Raw genomic sequence first — 23,943 nt, 5'->3', positions numbered from 1 at the left:
TTTTGTGGCGGTGCAGCGCAAGGCTAGAATGGTTCGTTCGCCCTCGCGCTGCCGCTCGCCGTTTCCGCTACAACAACACCAGAGCGCCCCGGCATTCCCGCGCGATGCCGGCGGACTCCCACAATAATTGCTGTGCACTCTCCAAGGACGGGAATCATGAAACTGGTCATCGGCAACAAGAACTATTCGTCGTGGTCGCTACGCCCGTGGCTGCTCGCCAAGCAGGCCGGCATTCCGTTCGAAGAGATTCGCGTGCGTCTGCTGAGCGAGACCTTTGCCGCCGACGTGGCACGTCATTCGCCGGCCGGTCGCGTGCCCGTGCTGGTTGACGGCGACATGAACGTGTGGGATTCGCTCGCCATCTGCGAGACGCTGGCCGAGCGCTTTCCGCGCGCGCAACTGTGGCCGGCTGATCCGAAGGCCCGCGCACACGCCCGCTCGATTTGTGCGGAGATGCACAGCGGCTTCACCAACCTGCGCAACAACATGCCGATGAACGTGACGGCTGTGCTGCCCGGCATGGGCTGGAACGTGGCCGTGCAGCGCGACATCGACCGCATTGCCGCCATGTGGACCGAGCTGCGTCAGAAGTACGCCGCAGAAGGCCCGTTCCTCTTCGGCCACTTCACCGTGGCCGATGCGTTCTACGCGCCGGTCGTCAGCCGCTTCGCCACGTACGGCGTGCGTCTGCCCGAGGCCGCCAAGGCTTATGCCGACTACATCCTCAACCTGCCCGCCATGCAGGAGTGGATCGACGGTGCGCGCGCCGAGCATGACTTCCTCGCCGACGACGAGCCGTATCGCACCGCGCCGGACGAAGACACGCTGGTTGTTGCCGACCATGCCGCCAATCAATGACGGAACGCGCAGCGCAGACTGAAGCCATCGTCGATCCAGCCACGCACGGGCTGGATGTGTATGCCGTGGGCGGCGCCATTCGTGACGCGTTGCTCGGGCTGCCGGTGCAGGACCGGGATTACGTTGTTGTCGGGGCCACGCCGGAAGCCATGGAGGCGCGTGGCTTTCGTGCCGTCGGCAAGGATTTCCCGGTCTTCCTGCACCCCGCTACGCATGCCGAATACGCGCTCGCCCGCACCGAGCGCAAGACGGCTGCCGGCTACAAGGGCTTCTCGGTTTACTACGCGCCGGACGTCACGCTCGAAGACGACCTCATCCGCCGCGACCTGACCATCAACGCGATGGCGCAGCGCGTGGCGGAAGACGGCGCGCTGGTCGGCCCGGTGGTCGATCCGTACGGGGGGCAGGCCGATCTGGCGTCACGCACGTTTCGGCATGTGTCCGATGCGTTCATGGAAGATCCGGTGCGCATCCTGCGGCTGGCGCGGTTTGCTGCGCGCTTTGCCGACTTTCATGTCGCGCCCGAAACCAACGCGCTGATGCAGCGCATGGTGCAGGACGGCGAAGTCGATGCGCTGGTGCCCGAGCGCGTGTGGCAGGAGATTGCGCGCGGCCTGATGGAAGCCCATCCGCAGCGCATGTTTGCCGTGCTGCGCGACTGCGGGGCGCTGGTGCGCCTGCTACCCGAACTCGACCGGCTGTGGGGCGTGCCGCAGCGCGCCGACTACCACCCCGAAGTCGATACCGGGGTGCACACCATGATGGTGATCGAAACCGCGGCAGCGATGGCGACGTCGCTGCCGGTACGCTTTGCCGCCCTGGTGCACGACCTCGGCAAGGGCACCACGCCCGACGACATCCTGCCCCGCCACATCGGCCACGAAGAGCGCAGCCTGCCGCTGATCGAAGCGGTGTGCCAGCGTCTGCGCGTGCCGACAGAGTGCCGCGAGCTGGCGCTGGTGGTGGCGCGCGAGCACGGCAACATCCATCGCTGCGACGGCTTCGATGCCGCAGCGCTGGTGCGCCTGCTCGAGCGTTGCGATGCGCTGCGCAAGCCGGACCGTTTCCGTCAGGCCCTGCAGGCGTGCGAGGCCGACGCACGTGGCCGGCTCGGGTTTGAAGACCGCAGCTATCCGCAGACGGAACGCCTGCTGCGCGCGCTGGCGGCTGCGTCGTCCATCGATGCCGGCGCCGTCGCCAAACGCTACGCCGACAACCCGGCGCACATCAAGCAGGCCGTGCATCAGGCGCGCATCGAGGCCGTTGCGCAGGCCGGCGTCTAGGTTGCTACCCAGCGCCGGCTGTGCGGCCCTTTACTCGAACGGCGTGTCGTTCGGATTGGCGTACAGCGCCTTCAACTGATCGTTCATCGGGAAGTTGAAGTTCAGGTTCTTGGGCGGCACCGGCTTTTCGAACCACTTCGCGTAGAGCGTCTTGATCTCGCCGCTCTTCATCACGCCGGTCATGGTGTCGTCCACCAGCTTCTTGAACTGGGGATCGTCCTTGCGCAGCATGAAGCCGTACGCTTCGAACGACTGCGGCGTGCCGGTCACGACCCAGTCGTCGGGCTTCTGCGCCAGCGTGCGTGCGCCGGCCAGCAGCACGTCATCCATCATGAATGCCGCCACGCGGCCGCTCTGCAGCGTGAGGAACGATTCACCGTAATCCTTCCCGCTGATCACGTTCATGTTCATCTTTTTCTCGTCGTTCATCTTGCGCAGGATGCGTTCCGACGTGGTGCCCGCGTTGGTGATGACCGACTTGCCCGCCAGGTCGGGGAAATCCTTCACGCCGGATTTCACGTTGGTCAGCAGGCGCGTGCCGGCGATGAAAAAGGTCGTCGAAAACGCCGTCTGCTGCTCGCGCGACTTCAGGTGCGTGGTGACGCCGCACTCCAGATCGACCGAGCCGTTCTGCACCAGAGACGTCCGGTTCTGCGACGTCACCGGAATCTGCTTGATGTCCAGGTTGGGTTTGCCCGTCTTCTTCTTGATGGCGTCGATCACGCGGGAGCAGAGATCGGCCGAGAAACCGACGATCTCGTTCTTGCTGTCGCGGTAAGAAAACGGAATCGACGACTCGCGCACGCCGATCAGGATCGTGTTGCTGTCCTGGATCTTCTTGAGCGTGCCGTCGAGGGCCTGTGCCTGCGCGCCGATCGCGAGCAGGCTCGTCAGCGCAAGCGGGATGATCCGGATACAGCGGGTGGTCAAACGCATATTTCCTCCAATGGTTGTGGTGCGCGGCCTGTTGTGTTGCGGCCGTCTGTGCTTTGGCTTCGTGGCGGTGAATGCGGAACGTCTTAACGGCCGAACCAGCTACGCAGATCGGCGGCGCTGGCCAATGGCCGGTGCAGCGCGTCGAGATGCCGTCGCAGGTTGGTGACGAGCGCTGCATTGTCGGGCGCTGTACTGCCGTCGGGCAGGGCCATGTTGTTTTCGAATCCCAGGCGCGCATGGCCGCCGAGCAGCGCTGCGGTGAGCGCGCATTCGGCTTCACGCGGGCCGAATGCGCACATCGCCCAGGGCACGTTGGCGGTGATGTCGCCGCCCTCCGCCCACGCCTGCAGGAACGGCAGCAGGTCGGTGGGGTCGGAGCGCTGACCCGCGCTGTAGCGGCCGAGCACGAACAGCACCCAGTGCGGCGTATCGGGCAACACGCCGCGTGTGCGCAGGTCGCGGTAGCGCACCACGTCGTCGGTGGAATACAGGATGTACTGGATGGCCGTGCGCGCCGCGGCCAGCTCACCAAAGAAGCGCGCGGCTTCCGCCTCGTGCGCGGCATCGGGCGCCAGCTCGCGCAGCGCGGCGGAAATCGCTTCCGGCTGCAGCGCGCGCACCGATGCCATCTGCTGTTCGGGCGTGTAGATGCCGACGGCCTCCGTGGTGATCTGAATCACCAACGCATCGCCCACGGCGCGTTGCACGGCGGCGATGGCCGGGCGGTAGTGGTCGGGCTCCAGGCTGTGCGTGCCATCGGGGCGGCGCACATGCAGATGCAGCATCGCGGCGCCGGCGTCCACGCATTGGCGCGCGCAGGTGGCCAGCTCGTCGGGCGTGATCGGCAACGCAGGGTGGTCGACGTGCGTTTTGCGCGCACCGTTGGGCGCAACGGCGATAGCGATGGGCTGGGTCACCACGCGGCCTCCATTGCCTTGGCGGTGGCGGCGTCAACCGCATCGCCCAGGCGTTCGACGATGGCATCAATGTCCTGCGCGGTGGCGATGAACGGCGGTGCGAGCAGGATGTGGTCGCCGCGCTGGCCGTCAATCGTGCCGCCCATCGGATAGACCATCAGGCCGCGCTGCATTGCTTCGGCCTTCACGCGTGCGTGCGTCTTGCAGGCAGGCGACAGCGGCGCCTTGGTGGCGCGATCGGCCACCAGTTCCACGCCGACGAACAGCCCACGCCCGCGAACGTCGCCCACGTGTGCGTGGTCGGCAAAGCGTGCACGCAGCGCCGCACGCAGTTGCTCGCCGCGTGCCTGCACGTTGGCAAGTAGGTTGTCTTCTTCGATGACCTTCTGCACTTCCAGCGCTGCCGCGCACGCCGTGGCGTGGCCAATGTAGGTGTGGCCATGCTGGAAGAAGCCGCTGCCGTTCGTGATCGCGTCGACAATGCGGCGATTCACCAGCGTTGCGCCGATCGGCTGATACCCGCCGCCCAGGCCCTTGGCAATGGCGACCATGTCCGGCACCACGCCATCTTCCTCGCAGGCGAACAGGTAGCCGGTACGCCCCATGCCGGACATCACCTCATCGAGCAGCAGCAGCACGCCGTGGCGATCGCACACGGCCCGCATCTTGCGGAAGTAATCGCCCACCGGCGGCACTGCGCCGGCCGTGGCGCCCACCACGGTTTCGGCGACGAAGGCCGCGACATTTTCTGCGCCGAGTTCAACGATCTTCGCGTCCAGCTCGTCGGCCAGGCGCTGCACGTATTGCGCGTCGCTCTCGCCATCCAGGCGCTCGCGATACGCATAGCACGGCGAAACATGGTGAGCCGGCACCAGCAGCGGCAGGAACGGCTCGCGGCGCCATGCGTTACCGCCAATCGCCAGCGCGCCCAGCGTGTTGCCGTGATAGCTCTGACGTCGCGCGATGAAGTACCGGCGCTGTGGCTGACCGATTTCAACGAAGTATTGGCGCGCCAGCTTGAGCGCCGCTTCAATCGCTTCCGAACCGCCCGAGACGAAATACACGTGGTCCAGATCACCCGGCGCCGCAGCGGCGAGGCGCGCGGCGAGTTCTTCCGCCACGTCGGTCGTGAAGAACGATGTGTGCGCATAGGCTAGCGCGCGCACCTGCTTGCAGATGGCGTCGACCACGCGCGGGTGGCCGTGGCCGAGGCACGAGACGGCGGCGCCGCCGCAGGCGTCGAGGTAACGCTTGCCGTCGGAGTCGATGAGGGTCATGCCCTCGCCGCCGACAGCCGTGGGCAGCGTCTTGCGCGGGTCGCGGTGGAAGACGGAGGTGGTGGACGGTGTCATGAGCGGTCTCCGGCTGTTGGTGCGATCAACGTTGGGTGGGCGGCACGGCGACAGCCGCTTCACTGCGGCGGGCGCTGCGCACGTAGGCGGCTTGTTGCTTGAGCTGGGCGTCGCTGTCGGCCAGGTGGGCGAGTGCGGTGGGCCCGGCGTGGCGGAACCACGTCATCAGCAGCGCATCGAGCAGCGCCATCGGCGCTGCCAGCGAATGGAAGAACGAAGGAATGGCGACGGGCGCGACGAGGTGTTGCCACGCCAGTTCAGCGCCGGGGGCGATGGCGCTGTCGGTCACGTACACGAGGCGCGCTCCGCGCGCATGCGCGTACTGCATCGCTTCAATGACCTCGCGCGTGTACGGATCGAACGTGACGGCCACGACGATGTCGCCCTCACCGCAAAAGCGCAGCGGATCGGCCAACGTGTTGCCGCTGCCGGCGCACAGCGTGACCTTGTCGTCGAACAGCTGCGCGGCATAGCCGAATGCATGCGTCAGCGCCAGGCAACTGCGTGCGCCCAGCAGGAAGACACGACGCGCCTTGCAGAGGGCGCTGGCTACGGTCTCCAGCGCGGCGAGGTTGGCTGGCGAAAACGCCGACTGCACATGCGCGCCGATTGCCAGGCCGATGCGCTCGGCTTCGGACGCGCCCGCTGCATCGTCGCCTTGCAGCGCGTTGGCCCGGCCGGTAAAGCCATCGGCTTGCTGGCGTAGGTGGTTCACGCAGATGTCGCGCAGCGCCGCAAAGTCGTCAAAGCCCAGCGCGCGTGCCAGGCGCGAAAACGTGGCCGGCGGCAGGTCGCAGCGGCGCGCAAGATCCCGCATCGAGAGCAGGGCGATGTCGTGCTGGTGCGTCTCCAGCAACATGGCGGCGCGCTGCAGTTGCGGAGACAGATCGCCGGCGCGGTCGCGCAGCGTTTGCATGAGCCCATCGAACGTCATGAGGTGGCCGAGGTGATTCAACTGTTTCGTAAACTACGTAATTGAAACAAATGAGTCAAGATCAGATTGACCTCAGTCGTTGGGCGAACGCAAAAACGGCCGCATCCCAGGAATGCGGCCGTCTCGGCAAATAAAAACGGAGGCCTAAGCCTCCGTCCTGTGTGTGATGCGTGCGTCTCAGGTTGCCGGCGCGTCGAGCTGTTCCATGCGAAGTTGGAAGAAGCCGGCGCCAATCAGCCCCAGCAAGCTCAGCGCCATGCACGTGCAGGCCAGAATCATCACCGCACCTACCGACGAAACCCCGCTCATGAGTGGCGTGTGCGTCAGGGCCGACAGATTGCCGCCTACCCACATCGCCGCGACCAGGGCCATCAAACACGTCAGCGCGGCGGCATTGCGCAACCACGTCAACCGCGTCTTGCGGCTGATGCCGTCGAAAGCGTGGAAATGGAAGTGGTGGTGACCGGTGCCAACGAGTGCCATGGAGAATCTCCTTGTGCTTGCCGTTTGATAGCGTTGAGTCACTATACCGAGACCTGCGACAGTTTGGCGCAGTTTGCGCCGCTAGGTATACCCTGAGCTGCGCTGCGTCAAGAGGCTCGGGTACATTTTTTGTGCGTGCGACACTGCGCCGCAGATCGGCGTGTGGCGCGACAAATGGGAGATGACGGGACGCGCGAACGGCGTCGCAGAAATGAAAAAAGACCTCGCGAGGAGGTCTTTTTTGTTGCCCTGCAAAATCGATTGATCTTGAAGGGCGAAGAATTTTGGTGGCCTGGGGCGGAATCGAACCACCGACACGCGGATTTTCAATCCGCTGCTCTACCAACTGAGCTACCGGGCCAAGCAAAGAAAGGCAAGTATGACAGGGTGTGCGCCCAGTCGTCAAGTACCTTCAAGCACTTTGATGATCAGGCCGCCGGCTCGCCCTTGTTGCGCGAGAGTTCGACGCCCAGCTGCTTGAGCTTGCGATACAGGTGGGTCCGCTCGAGACCGGTCTTTTCTGCCACGCGCGTCATGCTGCCGCCTTCGCGTTGCAGGTGGTATTCGAAATAGGCCCGCTCGAACAGGTCGCGCGCTTCGCGCAGCGGCATGTCGAACGAGAACTGCATGCCACCGCCTTCCGCTGCACGGGCGGGCGCGCCGTTGATATCCGTCCGATCGAGCGCGGCGGGCGTGCCTGCGACTGCGGCGCTTGGCATGGCGCCGGCGAGTCCCGCCGCCTGTGCGGCTGCAGGTGTTGCCGAGCGCGGCTTTTCCTTGCTGCGCGACAGGCCCTGCTCCACCGCCGTCAGCAGCTTTTGCAGCGCGATCGGCTTTTCCAGGAAATTCAGCGCCCCGATCTTGGTCGCCTCGACGGCGGTGTCGATGGTGGCGTGGCCCGACATCATGATGACGGGCATGGTCAGCAGACCTTGCGATGCCCACTCTTTGAGCAGCGTCACGCCGTCGGTATCCGGCATCCAGATATCGAGCAAGACGAGGTCGGGCGTTGCGTTCGCGCGGTATTCGCGCGCGCGCTGCGCGTTCTCGGCGACTTCAACAACGTGCCCTTCGTCTCCGAGGATTTCGGAGAGCAACTCCCGGATACCCATTTCGTCGTCGACAACGAGGATGGTGGCCATGCTTTTCCTCTATGTGCGGCGGGATTGCCGTCCGCGCTACGCGAGTTTTACGAACAGTATGGAAACCTGGGCGCCGACGGTGTCGGTACCCGATGTGCCCGATGTTGTGCTGGATTGGCGGTTGCGCAATTCGATGCGTGCCCCGTGCTCGTCCATGATTTTCTTCACCATGGCCAAGCCCAATCCTGTGCCCTTGGCTTTGGTCGTGACGTACGGCTCGAAGGCGCGGTTGAGGATGCGGGAAGAGAACCCGCCGCCGTTGTCCGCGATCGCAAGCCGCACGGCCTGCCGCCGCGCGCCCGAGGCGTCGTCGTATTCTACCGTGTCAGTTTGCAACATGACATGCGGAGCAGGTCGCCCGGCCGCTTCGTTCTCTGCCACGGCGTCCTGCGCATTCTGCAGCAGGTTGTGGATGACCTGGCGCAGCTGCGTCGGGTCGCCCTTGATGAGCGGCAGATTGGCGCCCAGCTTGGCTTCGATGACGGGATGGTCGCGGCGGTCGGGGTGATCGATGCCGTACAGGTGCAGCACCTCGGCGGCCAGCGCGTTCAGGTCCAGCTCCTGCAGCATGGCCGGCGGCGTGCGGGCGTAGTCGCGGAAGTCATCCACCATGCGCTTCATCGCGGCCACCTGGTTGACGATGGTGGTGGCGCCGCGTCGCAGCACGTCTGCGTCCGCCTCGGACAGCTTGGGCGAAAGCTTCATCTCCAGGCGCTCGGCCGAGAGCTGGATGGGCGTGAGCGGATTCTTGATCTCGTGCGCGAGGCGCCGCGCAACCTCGCCCCACGCCACGGAGCGCTGCGCCGAGATCACGTCGGAAATATCGTCGAACACCACCACGTAGCCGCGCTCGGTGCCATGCGCGCCCACCGACGGGCCGGGCAGACGCGTGCCGCGCACCAGCAGCGTGAGGGGCTCGTCTTCGTCTTCGAGCGGAATTTCGACCTGCTTCTGCCAGTGGGCCACCGCGCCGCCGGCGGCCGTGCTTGCGTCTTGTTCGGCGAAGGCCTGTTCGACCACCGGCGCGAAGGCCGCCACCGGCGTGATGCTGGTCAGGCACTGGCCGACCCACGCGCCGAAGGGCTGTTTGAAGATGCGCTCGGCACCCGGGTTGGCGGTCAGCAGAACGAAGCGATGGTCGAACACGAAGACGCCCGCGGTCAGGTTGGTCAGCACGCTCTCAAGATAGGCCTTCGATTGCTCGAGTGCCGCGCGATTCTGCTCCACGGCGCGGCGCGCGTCGGCCAACTGCCGCGTCATCTGGTTGAACTGCTGGGTGAGCACACCGAGTTCGTCGCGCGTATGCAGTTCGCGCTTGGGCGAGAGATCGCCCTCGGCCACTTCGCGCGTGCCCTGGAGCAGCATTAGCAGCGGCCGTGCCAGCTGGGCGCCGAGCAGCAGCGCGAGCATCACCGCGATGAACACCGCCAGGAACAGCGTGAGCGTGAGCGTGCCGATGTACATCTTGCGCAGGCCGGTGCGGCCGAGCGCTTTCTCCTGGTATTCCTGGTAGGCGCGCTGGACGGCGTCGGCGTTGCGGGCGAGCGCCTGCGGCACCGGCTGCACGAGCTGCAGGAAGCGCTCGTCGCGACCGGTTTCGCCGATCAGGCCGAAGCCACGCGAGGTGCTGCCATCTTCCGGCCGGCGGTCTGCGAGCAAACCGGTGCCGGCCCATTTGCGTGCGGGCGTGTTCAGTCCGAGGCCGGGCTCGTCGCGGGAAGATGTGCCCAGTGCCACCACCACATGCAGTTGGTACAGATCGTTGCGGCGGCCAGTGTTGCGTGCCGCTGGCGCCGAGGCGGCCAGCGCGGAGGCGCTGCCGGTATCGTTATCGCTGCCGCCTTCCAGGCTGGCATAGCCTCCCGGCGCACGGGCCTGTTCGAGCACGGCCTGGTCGGGGAGGTTGGGGACGAGCGTGTCGTAGCTATTTGACGCGGTGGCGATCACGCGGCCACTCGCCGTGAAGATGGTCGCCTCCTGCACGCCGAACTGCTCGCGCAATCGATTGAGCGTGATGGCCGTGGCTGAGGCCGACCCATCGCCGACCTGCTCTGCGATCAGGCGGCCCTTGTTCTGCAGATCGGCCAGCGCCGTATCCATGGTCGAACGGCCAAGGTTCAGGCCGGCCTCCAGCGCCGACTCGACCTTCACATCGAACCACGATTCGATACTGCGCGACACGAACTGCAGCGACACCAGGTAGATCAGCACCCCCGGCAGCACGCCGACCACGCCGAAGAACACCGCGAGCTTGGTCATCAGCCGCGTGCCGAACTTGCCGCGCCGCGCGCGCAGCGCCAGCGCCAGCATCAACCCGCCGATGATCACCACCAGCAGCACCCCGATGACGAGGTTGACCTTGTAGAGCAGCGCGAAATACCGGTCAAAGAATTCGGTGTTGGCCGATGCGGCAGCCAGCAGCCCGACCAGCACGATGGCCAGAAAGACGATGGTGCCGGCCACCACCTGATAGAGCAGCCGCTTGTAGCTGCGATCGAAGATCATTTGGCGGGCGCCAGCAACGTGCCTGCGCTCGACGGGCCGGCGCTCATGCCCCAGCCCGGATTGGGCGTCAGGCCGGCCGAGCCCGAAGCGGGCGGGGCCGATGCCGGTGCGCTGGCCGGCGGCGCAGCGGGCGCGGGTGCCGGGGCCGGTGGCGGCTCGTTCGGCACCAGGAGGCTGAAGCGTTTCCACTCCGAGCTGAGATTCCAGTCGCGCGTGTTGACGGCGTTGATCTGGAACGGCTTGGGCAATTGCGTCACGTCCAGGCGCATGCGCACTTCGGCCTGGACGGTTTCGCCGGCCTTGACGGCGCGCTGCTCGAACACGCGCCAGCCCCGTACGTGCTGCATGAAATCGACGGCGTCTTTCAGCCGCGAGAATGGCACCTGCAGGCCGCCGGTCGATACCCGGTATTGGCGTGTGAGCGGGTGATACGACAGTCGCACCACGCGCGTGGCGCTGATGGCGTGGTCGTCAAACCAATACCAGCGCGGGCGGATCAGCTCGAATTCGACGAGGAAGTAGAGCGCGATGCCCTTGTTCACTGCGTCTTCGAGATTGCTGGGTAGGTCGAAGTCGAAATCGGCGGAGAGGTTCCAGCCGCCGTCGGCGTATTCGAGCTGGGCCCGGTTGATTTCGATGGACTGTGCGGGCGCCGCCACCGGCCACCAAAGCAGCATGCCCAATGCGACCAGCGCGACCAGCCGTTGCAGAATCTGCCGGAACCGGGTTTGCAGCAGCCGGATCGATGGGCGAAGGATGACAGTCACAACGGTCGGTGCATCAAGGCCGTTTCTGGAAAACCGCGTAAAAGAAGCCGTCGTGATCGAGCGGCAAGGGCGACGCGCCGGCGTCGAATCCGCTGGCCTGCGCCGCGTCGGGCGAGACCGGCAGCAACTGGCCGGGCGCGTGCAATCGTATCGCATCTTCCAGATGGCGTTCAAACCATCGGGCCTGGTCCTCGCCTTCCGTCGGGAAAATCGAACAGGTGACATAAACCAACTTGCCACCCGGCTTCAGGCATGCCCAAAGGGCGCGCACGATGTCGCGCTGCAGCCCGGCCAGCGCCTTGAGGTCGGCGGGGCGGCGCAGCCACCGGATGTCCGGATGGCGCCGCACGATGCCGGCGGCCGAGCACGGCACATCGGCCAGGATGCGGTCGAACGGTCGGCCGTCCCACCAGGTGTCGGGTTTTGCCGCGTCGCCGACGCAGAGCGTGGCGGTCTGGCTCAGGCGTGCGAGGTTTTCGGTGATGCGCACGGCGCGCGCGGCATCCGACTCAAGCGCCGTGACGTCCAGGCCGTCAGCCAGCTCCAGCAGATGGCCGGTCTTGCCGCCCGGCGCGGCGCAGGCATCGAGCACGCGCTGGCCGGGGGCCACGTCGAGCAACGTTGCAGCCAGTTGCGCTCCGGCGTCCTGCACGGAGACATCGCCGTCGGCAAAACCGGGCAGTTCAGCAACGGGCACCGCGCGCGCAAGGCGTACGGCCTGCTCGCCGATGCGCTGGGCGTCGATGCCGGCTTCGGCCAGGCGCGCGAGATACGCGTCGACGGCAATGCGGCGCGGGTTCACGCGCAGCACCATCGGCGGGCGGCGGTTGCCGGCGGCCAGGATGGACTGCCATGCCTCGGGATACGCGCTGCGTACGGCGTCGATCCACCACATCGGATAGTTGGTGGCGGCCGGTAGGTCCGCCTGCATGTTGGCGACCAGCGCCTGTTGCTCGCGCAGGAAGCGGCGCAGCACGCCGTTGATCATGCCCTTGCCGTGCGAAAGCTTCGGGTCGGCCGAGGCGGCCGTGACGGTCTGGTCGACGACGGTGAACGGCGCGTACGGCAGCGGTTCGTCCAGCAATTGTGCAAGCGCCACGCGCAGCAGATTGGCGGCGCCTTCGGCGGGCGGGCGCGGGATCAGCGTGCGGATCAGCCAGTCGGTGCTGCCCAGCCAGCGCGTGGCGCGGTAGGCGAGATCCTGCACGGCGCCGCGCACCGGTGCGGCTTGGCCCTGGCAGACGGCATCGATGGCCTGCGGCAATGCCGTGCCCTGCCGCAGCTTGCCCAGGGCGGCGGCGGCAAGCGACAAGGCGTGGGCGAGGGAATCGGGCGGCAGGCGCATCGGGCAACAGGAAATCAGGCGGACAAAATGCAACGAGCCCGCGATGGGCGGGCTCGTGCGGACTGCGGAAGTATAAAGGAAGCGCCCGGCCGGGCTGCCGCTTTTACGCCGGATATTGCCCCGTCTGCGCCATCTGCATCAGGCGCGCGATGCGCTCTTCCGTGGCCGGGTGCGTGCTGAACAGGTTGGCCAGGCCGCCGCCATGCAGCGGGTTCATGATCATCATTTGCGCGGTGGCCGGGTGGGCTTCAGCCGCGGCAAACGGAATGCCGGCCGCATAGCGATGGATCTTGTCCAGCGCCGAAGCCAGCGCCTGCGGGTCGCCGCTGATGGTCGCGCCGCCGCGGTCGGCCTCGAACTCGCGTGCGCGGGAAATCGCCATCTGGATGAGCGACGCCGCCAGCGGCGCGAGGATCGCCACCGCAATCCCGGCGATCGGATTCGCGGGGCGGCCTTCGCTGTCGCGGCCGCCGAAGAACACGGCAAAGTTCGCCAGCGCCGAGATCGCACCGGCCATCGTCGCCGAGATGCTCGAGATGAGGATGTCGCGGTGCTGCACGTGCGCCAGTTCGTGCGCCATCACGCCGCGCAGTTCGCGCTCCGACAGGATGTTGAGGATGCCGGTGGTTGCGGCCACGGCGGCGTGCTCGGGGTTACGGCCGGTGGCGAAGGCATTCGGCTGGGCTTCGTCGATGAGGTAGACGCGCGGCATCGGCAGGCCGGCGCGGCCGGCAAGTTCCTGCACCATCCGATAGAACTGCGGCGCGCTGGTCTCGTTGACTTCCTGCGCGTTGTACATGCGCAGGACCATCTTGTCAGAGAACCAGTACGAGAAGAAATTCATGCCCAGCGCGAACAGCAGCGCCAGCATCATCCCGCTGCGTCCGCCGATCATGCCGCCGATGACGATGAACAGCGCGGTGATCGCTGCCATCAACATGAAGGTCTTGATCCAGTTGAACATGGGGGTGTGGCTCCTGTGGGTGTTGGGTTTTGCGAGTTCGTTAGATCGCGATAATCGCTGAAAATTCAAGGGTTTGCGCGGCAGTTGCGCGATATTTCGCCGCAGATGACGCTTGACGCATCAACGGGTGGTGAACGCGAGTCGCGCACCCAGCCCGATGAACGCCGTCCCGACCACGCGATCGAGCCAGCGCTTGATGCCAGGTTTGCCCGCCACGCTGCGAGTGACGCTGGCGGCCACCCACGCCACGAGGCTATTCCAGATCGTCGACATGACGATGAACACCGCGCCCAGCGCCAGGAATGCCAGCGCCTTGTGGGCGGCGTGCGGATCGACGAATTGCGGGAAGAACGACAGGAAGAACAGCACCACCTTGGGGTTCAGCACATTGGTGAGAAAGCCCTGCATGAACAGCGACTTGAGCGGACGCGGGCGCTTGGCGGCGGGCGTTTCCGTTTTTTCGGCCGGGGCGTCCTCGCGTTCGGGCGGCGCCAGCAGCATGCGGCCGCCCAGATAAATCAAGTACGCCGCGCCCACGACCTTGATGACCGTGAACGCCCCGGTAGACGCCGCGAGCAGCGCCGTCAGCCCGAACGCGACCGCCAGCACGTGCACGCAACAGCCCGCCGACACCCCCAGCGACGACAGCAGCCCCGCCGCGCGTCCTTGCGAGACGCTGCGCCCGACGATATAGGCCGTGTCGGGCCCTGGCGTCACATTCAGCAGAAACACGGCCAGCATGAAGAGCGGCAGATTGACGATGCCCAGCGCGGTCATGGCGAAATCCTCTTCTATATAGATGGCGTGGTCAGCTGCGCGATGCGAAGCGCTGGCCGGGCTGGATCGCCAAGCCTTGCAGGAATTCCCGCGCAGGCAGGCGTTTGCCGCCCGGCTTCTGCAAATGCGTCACACGCAGCGCGCCGGCGCCGCACGCGATGGTGACGCCCTCGGCGTTCGCGGCGAGTACCGTGCCGGGTTCTGCGTCAGCCGGGCGATCGGCCAGCGCCTCCGCCTGCCAGAACTTGATCGCCACGCCATCCAGCGCAGCCGATGCACCGGGAAACGGATTGAACGCATGCACCTGCCGCAGCAACGCGGCGGCGTGGCGCGACCAGTCGAGCGCGGCTTCGTCCTTGGCGATCTTCTCGGCATACGTGATGCCTTCGGCCGGCTGCGGCGTGGCGTCGAGCTTGCCGTCCTGCGCCAGCTTGGCGAGCGCCTCCACGACCATGCGTCCGCCGAGCGCGGCCAGCGTGTCGTGCAGCGTGCCGGTCGTGTCGGTCAGGCCGATGGGCACGCGCTCCATGGCGATCATGTCGCCGGTATCCAGGCCTGCATCCATCTGCATGAGCGTGATGCCCGATTCGGCATCGCCCGCTTCGATTGCACGGTGGATGGGCGCGGCGCCACGCCAGCGCGGCAGCAGCGACGCGTGGATGTTGATGCAGCCAAAGCGCGGCAGATCGAGCACTTCCTGCGGCAGGATCAGGCCATAGGCCGCGACGACCATCACGTCGGGGCGTTGGGCGGCCAAGGCGTCGATGGCTTCCGCGGCTTCCTGCGGATACTTGCCCGTGCGGCGCAGCGACGGCGGCTGGAGGATCGGCGCGAACCCATGTGTGACGGCGTATTGCTTGACGGGGCTTGCCTGCAATTGCATGCCGCGGCCTGCGGGGCGATCGGGCTGGCTCAGCACGGCAACGACGGGAAAGCCGGCCTGGTGGATCGCCGCCAGGGCAATCTGCGCAAATTCAGGCGTGCCGGCAAACGCTACGCGAAGGGTGGACGTCATGGATGGAAAACCGAAATCGAGGGGAAGCGCGCTACACGACAGCGTAGCGCATTGGCTTAGCGACGGCCGCGATGCGGCGTGTCGGTGAGCGGCACGATGGGCTCCGGCGACGGCAGTGCCTCGGGCACGCCATTGCCGCGCCGCTGGAACAGCGAGAAGGTTTCGTTGGTGTCGCCCGGACGGCTGCCGCGCCAGACCATTTCCCAGTTGTTGCCGTGCGGGCGGCGTCGGGCGTGTTCCGGGCGTTTTTCGAGCACGAGTATCAGGTCGCAGGTGCGGGCGGTCGGGTTCGGGCGGTGGTCGTCGCCGGCACCGCTGTGGCCGAGCAGCCATTTGACGGGGCGTACGCCGGTTTCGTAGTGCATCAGTGCGCGCTCGCTTTCGCCCATGCCGCGCGTGGCGACGCAGATCTGCGCGGATTCGAGCACGGGCTTGATGGCCTGGAACAGCGGCCGGTAGCTGCGGGCGTCGTCCACCCAGGGCATCAAAAGCGTGCCCAGCAGACCCCACACCATCCCCAGACCGGCCGCCCATGCGACCACACCGGAACGCGCCGGCCGCAGCCAGACGCAGGCGGCCCATAGCGCCGTGATGGCAGCCGCCGCCAAGACGGCGAACGGGTGGACCAGCATGTCGTACGGCAATGGCAGCACGCGGCCCAGCATCTTGGCCAGCCAGCCCGGCAGCAACTGCCCGCCGCTCGTCACGAGCGCGCCCCACACGGCCCACACCACCAGACCCACCACGCCAAACAACGCCACCGCCGCGCCCCATGCGCGCGCGCGCCACGCTGGCGCGATCAGCAGCAGCATCGGCGCGCCGAGCAGGGCCAGCGCCGGTTGCAGCGGCATCAGGTAGACATCGCGCAGCACCGCCGAGCGCAGCACCACGGCAATCGTCGCCAACACGAACAGCGCAACGACCAGGTGCCCTTGATACGGCAACAGCCACGCCGTGCGCGCGCCATGCCCGCGCTGCCGCACGAGCTTGTACAGCGACACGCCGAGCACGGCCACCGCCGGCCACACAGCCGGCGTGCCGGTCAGGAAGATCGAGCGGATGGTCGTTGTCAGCGCACCTTTCTCGCCGCCCAGATGCGAGAAGCCGAAGAAGCGGCCGAGGTTATTGACCCAGAACCATTCGATGAACAGATCCGGCGATTCGTGCCAGAAGATGGCCGGCCAGATCGCCAGCCATGGCAGTGCCACTAGCAGCGAGAGGCCATAGAAGCGCCATGCCTGCCGGTTGCGGAAATCTGGCAGCAGCGCAATCGCTGCCAACAGGGTGATCGCGAACAGCCCCGGTACGAGCACGCCCTTGCCGAGGAACGCCACGCCGATGCCTGTACCGAACCACAGTGCGGGTCGCAGGACGTCGACGCCCTTGGCGCCGCCGGTTTCGCTCTCCTTGACGAAGCGCACGAGGCCGTACAGCGCTAGCGCCGTGCCGGCCAGTTGCGGGACATCGGCAATGAACTTGTGGACGTGCTCGACCAGTCCCACGCAGCCGGCAAACAGCAGCAGCGCGCCCAGCGCATAGTCGCGCAGTGCCGCGCCGCCGGCGTCGAGGCCGGCTTCACGGCGTGCGGCCAACGTCAGCCCGGGGCGCCCCCGGGCCAAGTCTGCGCCCACACGCAAGCGCCAGTCGCGCGCTTCGCTGCGCAGCAGGCGCGCCGTGCGCCAGACGGCCCAGCACGTCAGCGCCATCCAGAACAGCACCGCCACGCGTACGGCTTCGTGCGGCGGCATGTCGGGCAGCGCGAGCGCGGCGAGCGCGCCCGTCCAGTACATCAGCGGGGGCTTTTCGACGAACGGTTCGAAGGCGACGTTCGGGACGACCCAGTCGCCGCGTTCGATGATGTTGATGACGATGCCGAAGGAATACGGCTCGTCGGCCTTCCATGGCGCACGCCAGAATGTGCCCGCGACAAAATACGCGCACAGCATCAGCACGACGACGGCACGCCAGTGCCGCACCAGCAGCGCCGACAGGCGGCGCGGGCTTACGTTGGTGCCTGCGTCGGCGGGAGCGATCGGCATCAGCGGGATGGAGCGGGTGCGCGCGTCGGCGTCGCCAGGCATGGGAACACGTTCAACGCTGGGGCACGGCGTCGCGTTGATGCTTCTTGAGCTTGGAGCGGATGCGCGTCTGCTTGAGCGGCGAGAGGTATTCGACGAAGACCTTGCCCATCAGGTGATCCATCTCGTGCTGGATGCACACGGCCAGCAGATCGTCGGCCTCCAACTCGAAGGTTTCGCCCTTCTCGTTCAGTGCGCGCACGCGCACCCGGGCCGGGCGGTCGACCTTGTCATAGATATCAGGCACCGACAGGCACCCTTCGTCCCACACCTTGTGCTCGTCACTTGCCCAGATGATTTCCGGGTTGATGAACACGCGCAGCTCGTCGCGCGATTCCGACACGTCGATGGTGATCACGCGCTCGTGCACGTCGACCTGCGTGGCGGCCAGGCCGACGCCCGGCGCCTCGTACATGGTCTCGGCCATGTCGGCGACCAGTTTGCGGATGCGGTCATCCACAACGGCGACGGGCTTGGCGACTTTGTGCAGCCGCGGATCAGGGTATTGCAGGATATTCAGTAGGGCCATGATGCTTGGCAACAACGGTTGCAGAAGGCCACGCTAACGAGGGGTTGCCTTCAATTGCGATCGCTTGGAATGTCATGCAGAATCGGGGGCGCTATCCGCCACATGGCTTAGGAAAAAGCCTGACGAATGTTGGATGCCATACCCCTCTTGCTGCAACGCAGAACTGCGTACAGCTGCGGCGGTGAGGCGTCGGACAGGCACGCGGACCACTCGCCGATTCTTCATAGAATAATGCGCCATCGTAACACACCGATGCACTCTCAGCCCGCCATGCAAACCGCCATGAAAGCGCGCCAGCCTTACGTTTGCGCCCTGTCGGCGGTTGCCGCGGCAGCGCTTTTCTGCATGGGCGCCGCCCACGCTGCCGAGCGCACTGTGACGCCGGCGCAACAGGCGCAGGCCGAGACAGCTGCGCAAGCTGGCATCCCCGAATCCGAACTGTCCCCCACCGCGCCGGCCCAGTACACCGTGCGCCGTGGCGACACGCTCTGGGCAATCTCGGGCAAGTACCTCAAGCGGCCCTATCGCTGGCCCGAACTCTGGGGCATGAACCGGGAGCAGATCCGCAACCCGCATCTGATCTATCCGGGCCAGATCCTGTATCTGCATCACGCCAACGGCCGCGCGTGGCTGTCGAGTTCGCCGGCGTCGGCGGATGGCAGCACGGTGCGCCTGTCGCCGCATACCCGCGTGTCGGGGCAGGACGGTGACGCCATCTCCAGCATTCCCGCCGCCGCCATCGAGCCGTTCCTCACCCAGCCGATCGTCGTGGATGAAGAAACGCTGGCCACGCCGGCGCGCATCTTCTCGCTGCCCGAAGGCCGCGTTTATCTGGGCAAGGGCGAAAACGCCTACGCCCGCGGCCTGCCGGAAGGCGAAGGCGGGCAGGCTGGCACCGAATGGCAGGCGTATCGCCCAGTCCGTCCGCTCAAGGACCCTGTGACAGGCAACGTGCTGGGCTACGAAGCGGACTTCCTCGGCACGCTGCGCGTGGTGCGTGCGGCGACCGGCCCGCAGGCGGTGACCAAGATGGAGGTGCTGTCGTCCAAGGAAGAAATGGGCGTCGGCTCGCAACTGATGCCGCTGCCGCCGCGCGTGCCGGTGCGCTATGTGCCGCATGCGCCGGAAGGTGACGTGCACGGCGCGGTCGCCAAGGTGACCGGCGGTGTGCGCTTCGGCGGCACCGACCAGGTGGTTGTGCTGAACATCGGCAGTCAGCAGGGGCTGGAGCCTGGCCACGTGCTGTCGCTGGCGCGCGCTGGCGCACTCGTGAAAGACGCCACCGCTGGCAACGAAGCCGTGCAACTGCCCGCAGAGCGCTACGGCCTCGCCTTCGTGTTCCGCGTGTTCCCGCACGTGGCCTATGCGCTGGTGACGGACGCGTCGAACGCCGTGGAAGTGGGCGACAGCGTCAGCAACCCGATGTCGCAGCAACCCTGAACTACGCGCTACCGCAGTCCTCGATTTGACCGATGCATCCCAGGCCGCGGCGTCCGCTGCGGCCGATTCCACTGCTTCCCTCTCCTGTACGCGCGATCCGGCTGAACTGGCCGCGTGGCTGCGTCTGACTGAAACCCCGGGCGTTGGGCCTGTGGCCGCGCGGCAGCTGCTGGCGGCCTTCGGATTGCCGCAAGACATCTTCGCCCAGCCGTATGCCGCGCTCGCCAAGGTGCTTCCTGAGCGTCAGGCGCGTGCGGTGCTCGCCGAGCCCGACGAGACGCTGTCAGCGCTGATCGAGCGCACCGTCGCCTGGGTGAACGAGCCCGGCAATGCCATCTTCACACTGGCCGATCGCGGCTACCCGCCCCGCCTGCTCGAACTGCCGGACCCGCCGACGCTGCTGTACACCAAGGGCGATGCGTCGCTGCTGCGCGCCGCAGCGGTGGGCGTGGTGGGCGCGCGTAGCGCCACGGCGGCCGGCATCGACAACGCCCGGGCGTTTTCCCAGGCGCTGTCGGCGGCAAGCGTGACGGTCGTGTCCGGTCTGGCGCTCGGCATCGATGCGGCGGCGCATGAGGGCGCGCTGGCCGGCCCGGGAAGCACCATCGCAGTCGTGGGTACGGGGCTGGATATTGTTTACCCGGCCCGCAACCGGGCGCTGGCGCATCGCATTGCCGAGGCTGGCGTGATCATCTCCGAATACCCGCTCGGCATGGGCGCGCGGGCCGAGAACTTCCCGCGCCGCAACCGCCTCATCTCCGGCTTGGCGCGCGGGCTGCTGGTGGTGGAAGCGGCGGCGCAGTCCGGCTCGCTGATCACGGCGCGGCTGGCGGTCGAGCAGGGGCGCGATGTGTTTGCGATTCCCGGGTCGATCCATTCGCCGCTGGCCAAGGGCTGCCATCTGTTGATCAAGCAAGGCGCCAAGCTGGTGGAAACCGCCGCCGATATCCTCGACGAACTCGGCTGGGGGCGTGCTGCAACGCCGGCCAAACGTGCGACGCGCACGGCCGCGGTCCAGGCACCCGAGGCTGCGTCGGCCCCAGCCCGCGCGGCGCCGAGTGCGGCTGAAACGACGTTGCTCGACGCGCTTGGGTTTGACCCCGTCGATCTGGATACCTTGTGCGAGCGCACCGGCCAGGCAGCGGCTGCGCTGTCCGCGCAGCTTCTGGCGCTGGAGCTGGATGGCCGCGTCGAGCGTCAGCCCGGCGGGCGCTTCCTGCGGCTTCCGTGAAAGCGTGCCTACAATAGGCGCGACCCCCTCGCCACTCTGCTGATCGTTCAGCCCCGTTTTTCATGCCACTGCTCTCGCCCGACACCGACGCCGCTGCGCTGCACGCGGGCATCCGCTCCGGGCAACTGCTGGTCGCGTGCCTGTGCGCGGAGTGGTGTGGCACGTGCCGCAGCTATCGGACGACCTTCACTGAACTGGCGCAGCGGCATCCGGAGTGCTGCTTCGTCTGGGTCGATGTGGAAGACCATGCCGACGCGCTGGGCGATTTCGACGTGGAGAACTTTCCGACCCTGCTGGTGCAGCGAGGGAGCGATGTGTTGTTTTTCGGCCCGGTCTTGCCCCACGCGGGTGTTGTTGAGGGATTGCTTTCGCGTGATCTGAGCACGGCTTCGGCGGTGGCTTCGGCCCCTGACTTGCGAGGCTGGCTGCTGGAATCGGCGTGATTGCAGGCCTTGACAACGCCAAGCGCCGCATGCGCCACTCTATTGCGCCTGAAAAGGAACCGCGCTTATGATTGGCGGCCAAATTTGGGCCGGCCGAACATTGAGGACGCCCAAAGGGGCGCGCTGACAAGCGTCGCCGGCACTTGAAGTCGGCAGGCGTTGCCATAAGACTCTAAAAAAACACGCGAACGGTCGTTATAGAAAAGCGACTTCTTCTTTACCCGATTACTTGCGATCGCCAGGATCCGCTCACATGTCCAAGGCTCTCATCATTGCCGAAAAACCGTCGGTCGCCGCTGATATCGCGCGCGCGCTGGGTGGCTTCACCAAGCACGACGAGTACTTTGAGAGCGACGACTACGTCCTCTCGTCGGCGGTTGGCCACCTGGTCGAGATTGCCGCGCCGGATGAATACGAAGTCAAACGCGGCAAATGGAGCTTCGCGCATCTGCCCGTGATCCCGCCGCACTTTGACCTGCGCCCGATCGCCAAGTCGGAATCACGCCTGAAGGTGCTGACACGCCTGATCAAGCGCAAGGACGTCACCAGCCTGATCAACGCATGTGACGCGGGGCGCGAAGGTGAATTGATCTTCCGCCTGATCGCGCAACACGCAAACACCAAGTTGCCGGTGAAGCGTCTGTGGTTGCAGTCGATGACGCCGCAGTCGATTCGCGACGGCTTTGCCAAGCTGCGCAGCGACGAAGAGATGATCCCGCTGGCCGATGCTGCCCGCTGCCGTTCCGAGGCCGACTGGCTGGTCGGTATCAACGGCACGCGCGCCATGACCGCGTTCAACAGCAAGGGCGGCGGCTTCTTCCTGACTACCGTGGGCCGCGTGCAAACGCCCACGCTGTCGATCGTGGTGGAGCGCGAAGAGAAGATCAAACGCTTTGTCCCGCGCGATTACTGGGAAGTGCGCGCCGAGTTCATCGCCGCGGCCGGCCTGTACGAAGGCCGCTGGTTTGACCCGAAGTTCAAGAAGAACGAGTTCGATCCAGAGCAGCGCGATTCGCGTCTGTGGAGCGAGGCCGAGGCCAAGAGCATCGTGGCTGCGTGCCGCGACAAGCCGGGTTCCGTGACGGAAGAATCGAAGCCGTCGACGCAGATGTCGCCGGCCCTGTTCGACCTGACCAGCCTGCAGCGCGAGGCCAATGGCCGCTTCGGCTTCTCGGCCAAGAACACGCTGGGCCTGGCGCAGGCGCTGTATGAAAAGCACAAGGTGCTGACCTACCCGCGTACCGATTCGCGCGCGCTGCCCGAAGACTACATGGGCACGGTCAAGCAGACGCTGGACATGCTGGGCGAAAGCTCGCCCAACTATCTGACGCACGCGAAGAAGATCCTCGCCAACCAGTGGGTCAAGCCGAACAAGCGGATCTTCGACAACAGCAAGATCAGCGATCACTTCGCCATCATCCCGACGCTGCAGGCGCCGAAGAACCTCTCGGAGCCCGAGCAGAAACTGTACGACCTGGTGGTGCGCCGCTTCCTGGCAGTGTTCTTCCCGGCCGCCGAATACCAGGTCACCACGCGGATTACCGAGGTGGCCGGGCATCACTTCAAGACCGAAGGCAAGGTGCTGGTGAATCCGGGCTGGCTGGTCGTGTACGGCCGCGAGGCGCAGGGCGAAGACGCCAACCTCGTGCCGGTCGCCAAGGATGAGAAGGTCAAGACCGACAAGGTCGAGCCGGTCGGCCTGACCACCAAGCCGCCCGCACGCTACAACGAAGCGACGCTGCTGTCGGCCATGGAAGGTGCCGGCAAGCTCGTCGACGACGACGCGCTGCGCGAAGCCATGGCCGGCAAGGGCCTGGGCACGCCAGCGACGCGCGCGGCCATCATCGAAGGTCTGCTGACGGAAAAGTACCTCGTGCGCGAGGGCCGCGAGCTGATCCCAACGGCCAAGGCCTTCCAGCTGATGACGCTGCTGCGCGGCCTGGGCGTGGAAGAACTGACGCAGGCCGAGTTGACGGGCGGCTGGGAGCACAAGCTTTCCCTGATCGAACGCGGTCAGCTGGAGCGTGATGAATTCATGCGCGAGATCGCGCAGATGACACAGCAGATCGTCAAGCGCGCCAAGGAATACGACAGCGACACCATCCCCGGCGACTACGCGACGCTTTCCACGCCGTGCCCGCAATGCGGCCACGTGGTCAAAGAAAACTACCGCCGTTTCGCCTGCAGCCACTGCGACTTCTCGATCAGCAAGATTCCGGGCGGCCGCCAGTTCGAGCTGGACGAGGTGGAAGAGCTGCTGACCAACAAGACCATCGGCCCGCTGCAGGGCTTCCGCAGCAAGATGGGCCGGCCGTTTGCGGCCATCCTCAAGCTGGCGCAGGAAGACGGTCACTGGAAGATGGGGTTCGACTTCGGCCAGAACGACGAAGACGATGGCGAGCCGGTCGATTTCTCCGGCCAGGAAAGCGTCGGTCACTGCCCGAAGTGCAACGGCAACGTCTACGAGCATGGCCTGAAGTACGTCTGCGAAAACGCCGTGGCGCAGCCGAAGACCTGCGACTTCACCACCGGCAAGATCATCCTGCAGCAGGAGATCAGCCGCGAGCAGTTGGCCAAGCTGCTGACCGAAGGCAAGACCGACCTGCTGACCGGTTTCAAGTCGGCGCGCACGGGCCGCAACTTCAAGGCGTTCCTGGTGAAGCAGCCGGACGGCAAGATCGGCTTCGAGTTCGAGCCGCGCGGCGAAGGCAAGGGCAAGCCCGGCGCCAAGACTGCGGCGAAGAAGACCACGGCCGCCGCCAAGACGCCCGCTGCCAAGAAGGCGCCCGCCAAGACCGCAAGCAAGACGGCCGCAAAGAAGGCCCCGGCGCGCAAGAAAGCCGCTGAAGCCGAGGCCGATGAGGAAAGCACCAGCGAAACCTGAACGCGGTTTCGCAGGCATCAACGCAAACGGGAGGACACTGTCCTCCCGTTTTGTTTTGGC

General features: G+C 66.2%; 20 protein-coding genes and 1 tRNA gene. 6 read left to right on the top strand and 15 right to left on the bottom strand.

The window, feature by feature from the left end; all coding sequences use genetic code 11:
* Positions 1 to 156: 156 nt before the first annotated feature.
* A complete protein-coding gene (locus tag R2669_RS13800) occupies positions 157 to 858 on the top strand; it encodes a glutathione S-transferase family protein (protein WP_316889005.1) in 702 nt (233 codons plus the stop codon).
* Positions 855 to 2,141: a multifunctional CCA addition/repair protein gene (locus R2669_RS13795; RefSeq protein WP_027678703.1), complete on the top strand. Its 1,287-nt coding sequence runs from the start codon at positions 855 to 857 to the stop codon at positions 2,139 to 2,141. Before R2669_RS13800 ends, R2669_RS13795 begins: the two co-directional genes overlap by 4 nt.
* Before the next feature lie 30 nt (positions 2,142 to 2,171).
* On the opposite strand, the gene R2669_RS13790 is transcribed toward R2669_RS13795, so the two are convergent.
* From R2669_RS13790 to def, 15 genes are all read right to left on the bottom strand, one after another.
* Positions 2,172 to 3,077 carry a glutamate/aspartate ABC transporter substrate-binding protein gene (locus R2669_RS13790; protein ID WP_316900643.1) on the bottom strand — a complete coding sequence of 302 codons (906 nt, stop codon included), beginning with the start codon at positions 3,075 to 3,077 and terminating at the stop codon, positions 2,172 to 2,174.
* Positions 3,078 to 3,160: 83 nt separating this feature from the next.
* Complete coding sequence (locus R2669_RS13785) at positions 3,161 to 3,994, bottom strand: beta-keto acid cleavage family enzyme (protein ID WP_316900640.1); 834 nt, start codon at positions 3,992 to 3,994, stop codon at positions 3,161 to 3,163.
* Entirely contained in the window at positions 3,991 to 5,346 is a 1,356-nt protein-coding gene (locus R2669_RS13780) for an aspartate aminotransferase family protein (RefSeq protein ID WP_316900639.1), read from the bottom strand. Before R2669_RS13780 ends, R2669_RS13785 begins: the two co-directional genes overlap by 4 nt.
* A gap of 25 nt (positions 5,347 to 5,371) precedes the next feature.
* Entirely contained in the window at positions 5,372 to 6,280 is a 909-nt protein-coding gene (locus R2669_RS13775; protein WP_316900637.1) for a MurR/RpiR family transcriptional regulator, read from the bottom strand.
* A gap of 177 nt (positions 6,281 to 6,457) precedes the next feature.
* A complete protein-coding gene (locus tag R2669_RS13770; RefSeq protein ID WP_147215003.1) occupies positions 6,458 to 6,763 on the bottom strand; it encodes a hypothetical protein in 306 nt (101 codons plus the stop codon).
* A gap of 285 nt (positions 6,764 to 7,048) precedes the next feature.
* Positions 7,049 to 7,124: transfer RNA gene (locus tag R2669_RS13765), tRNA-Phe, on the bottom strand.
* 67 nt (positions 7,125 to 7,191) lie between these two features.
* Positions 7,192 to 7,905 (bottom strand): response regulator, encoded by a 714-nt coding sequence (locus R2669_RS13760; RefSeq protein WP_147215005.1) that lies wholly within the window; start codon positions 7,903 to 7,905, stop codon positions 7,192 to 7,194.
* A gap of 36 nt (positions 7,906 to 7,941) precedes the next feature.
* Complete coding sequence (locus tag R2669_RS13755; protein WP_316900635.1) at positions 7,942 to 10,410, bottom strand: sensor histidine kinase; 2,469 nt, start codon at positions 10,408 to 10,410, stop codon at positions 7,942 to 7,944.
* On the bottom strand, positions 10,407 to 11,177 hold the full coding sequence (locus R2669_RS13750; RefSeq protein ID WP_316900633.1) for a DUF4390 domain-containing protein: 771 nt from the start codon (positions 11,175 to 11,177) through the stop codon (positions 10,407 to 10,409). The genes R2669_RS13755 and R2669_RS13750 overlap by 4 nt, the downstream gene beginning before the upstream one ends.
* A 13-nt stretch (positions 11,178 to 11,190) precedes the next feature.
* Positions 11,191 to 12,522, bottom strand: a complete 1,332-nt coding sequence (gene rsmB, locus R2669_RS13745) for a 16S rRNA (cytosine(967)-C(5))-methyltransferase RsmB (RefSeq protein WP_316900631.1) — start codon at positions 12,520 to 12,522, stop codon at positions 11,191 to 11,193.
* 103 nt (positions 12,523 to 12,625) lie between these two features.
* The gene (gene htpX / locus R2669_RS13740; protein WP_316888995.1) at positions 12,626 to 13,486 is read right to left on the bottom strand and encodes a zinc metalloprotease HtpX; all 861 of its coding nucleotides are present in this window, start codon (positions 13,484 to 13,486) and stop codon (positions 12,626 to 12,628) included.
* A 120-nt stretch (positions 13,487 to 13,606) separates the two neighbouring features.
* Positions 13,607 to 14,263 (bottom strand): LysE family translocator, encoded by a 657-nt coding sequence (locus R2669_RS13735; protein ID WP_316900630.1) that lies wholly within the window; start codon positions 14,261 to 14,263, stop codon positions 13,607 to 13,609.
* Between the two features lie 31 nt (positions 14,264 to 14,294).
* Entirely contained in the window at positions 14,295 to 15,278 is a 984-nt protein-coding gene (gene fmt, locus R2669_RS13730; RefSeq protein ID WP_316900628.1) for a methionyl-tRNA formyltransferase, read from the bottom strand.
* Positions 15,279 to 15,334: 56 nt separating this feature from the next.
* A complete protein-coding gene (locus R2669_RS13725) occupies positions 15,335 to 17,359 on the bottom strand; it encodes an ArnT family glycosyltransferase (protein ID WP_316900626.1) in 2,025 nt (674 codons plus the stop codon).
* 10 nt (positions 17,360 to 17,369) lie between these two features.
* Complete coding sequence (gene def, locus R2669_RS13720) at positions 17,370 to 17,885, bottom strand: peptide deformylase (RefSeq protein WP_092974019.1); 516 nt, start codon at positions 17,883 to 17,885, stop codon at positions 17,370 to 17,372.
* Positions 17,886 to 18,137: 252 nt separating this feature from the next.
* On the opposite strand from def, the gene R2669_RS13715 reads away from it, so the two are divergent.
* From R2669_RS13715 to R2669_RS13700, 4 genes are all read left to right on the top strand, one after another.
* Positions 18,138 to 19,325 (top strand): LysM peptidoglycan-binding domain-containing protein, encoded by a 1,188-nt coding sequence (locus R2669_RS13715; RefSeq protein ID WP_316900625.1) that lies wholly within the window; start codon positions 18,138 to 18,140, stop codon positions 19,323 to 19,325.
* Between the two features lie 25 nt (positions 19,326 to 19,350).
* Entirely contained in the window at positions 19,351 to 20,556 is a 1,206-nt protein-coding gene (dprA, locus tag R2669_RS13710; RefSeq protein ID WP_316900623.1) for a DNA-processing protein DprA, read from the top strand.
* Between the two features lie 62 nt (positions 20,557 to 20,618).
* Positions 20,619 to 20,999 (top strand): thioredoxin family protein, encoded by a 381-nt coding sequence (locus R2669_RS13705; RefSeq protein WP_316888990.1) that lies wholly within the window; start codon positions 20,619 to 20,621, stop codon positions 20,997 to 20,999.
* 253 nt (positions 21,000 to 21,252) lie between these two features.
* Positions 21,253 to 23,883: a DNA topoisomerase III gene (locus R2669_RS13700; RefSeq protein WP_316888988.1), complete on the top strand. Its 2,631-nt coding sequence runs from the start codon at positions 21,253 to 21,255 to the stop codon at positions 23,881 to 23,883.
* The last annotated feature ends 60 nt before the right edge of the window (positions 23,884 to 23,943 follow it).

The sequence above is a fragment of the Ralstonia edaphi genome (genome assembly GCF_958350185.1).
GTDB lineage: Bacteria > Pseudomonadota > Gammaproteobacteria > Burkholderiales > Burkholderiaceae > Ralstonia > Ralstonia edaphi.
This window is presented reverse-complemented; position numbering and strand designations above follow the sequence as displayed.

Bases quoted from the DNA above. Each gene is read 5' to 3' on its own strand.
- R2669_RS13770 (WP_147215003.1), bottom strand. From the start codon at position 6,763: ATGGCACTCGTTGGCACCGGTCACCACCACTTCCATTTCCACGCTTTC.
- R2669_RS13790 (WP_316900643.1), bottom strand. From the start codon at position 3,077: ATGCGTTTGACCACCCGCTGTATCCGGATCATCCCGCTTGCGCTGACG.
- R2669_RS13755 (WP_316900635.1), bottom strand. From the start codon at position 10,410: ATGATCTTCGATCGCAGCTACAAGCGGCTGCTCTATCAGGTGGTGGCC.
- R2669_RS13700 (WP_316888988.1), top strand. From the start codon at position 21,253: ATGTCCAAGGCTCTCATCATTGCCGAAAAACCGTCGGTCGCCGCTGAT.
- R2669_RS13735 (WP_316900630.1), bottom strand. From the start codon at position 14,263: ATGACCGCGCTGGGCATCGTCAATCTGCCGCTCTTCATGCTGGCCGTG.
- R2669_RS13800 (WP_316889005.1), top strand. From the start codon at position 157: ATGAAACTGGTCATCGGCAACAAGAACTATTCGTCGTGGTCGCTACGC.
- R2669_RS13705 (WP_316888990.1), top strand. From the start codon at position 20,619: ATGCCACTGCTCTCGCCCGACACCGACGCCGCTGCGCTGCACGCGGGC.
- R2669_RS13795 (WP_027678703.1), top strand. From the start codon at position 855: ATGACGGAACGCGCAGCGCAGACTGAAGCCATCGTCGATCCAGCCACG.
- R2669_RS13760 (WP_147215005.1), bottom strand. From the start codon at position 7,905: ATGGCCACCATCCTCGTTGTCGACGACGAAATGGGTATCCGGGAGTTG.
- R2669_RS13780 (WP_316900639.1), bottom strand. From the start codon at position 5,346: ATGACACCGTCCACCACCTCCGTCTTCCACCGCGACCCGCGCAAGACG.
- R2669_RS13715 (WP_316900625.1), top strand. From the start codon at position 18,138: ATGCACTCTCAGCCCGCCATGCAAACCGCCATGAAAGCGCGCCAGCCT.
- R2669_RS13775 (WP_316900637.1), bottom strand. From the start codon at position 6,280: ATGACGTTCGATGGGCTCATGCAAACGCTGCGCGACCGCGCCGGCGAT.
- rsmB (WP_316900631.1), bottom strand. From the start codon at position 12,522: ATGCGCCTGCCGCCCGATTCCCTCGCCCACGCCTTGTCGCTTGCCGCC.
- fmt (WP_316900628.1), bottom strand. From the start codon at position 15,278: ATGACGTCCACCCTTCGCGTAGCGTTTGCCGGCACGCCTGAATTTGCG.
- R2669_RS13725 (WP_316900626.1), bottom strand. From the start codon at position 17,359: ATGCCTGGCGACGCCGACGCGCGCACCCGCTCCATCCCGCTGATGCCG.
- htpX (WP_316888995.1), bottom strand. From the start codon at position 13,486: ATGTTCAACTGGATCAAGACCTTCATGTTGATGGCAGCGATCACCGCG.
- def (WP_092974019.1), bottom strand. From the start codon at position 17,885: ATGGCCCTACTGAATATCCTGCAATACCCTGATCCGCGGCTGCACAAA.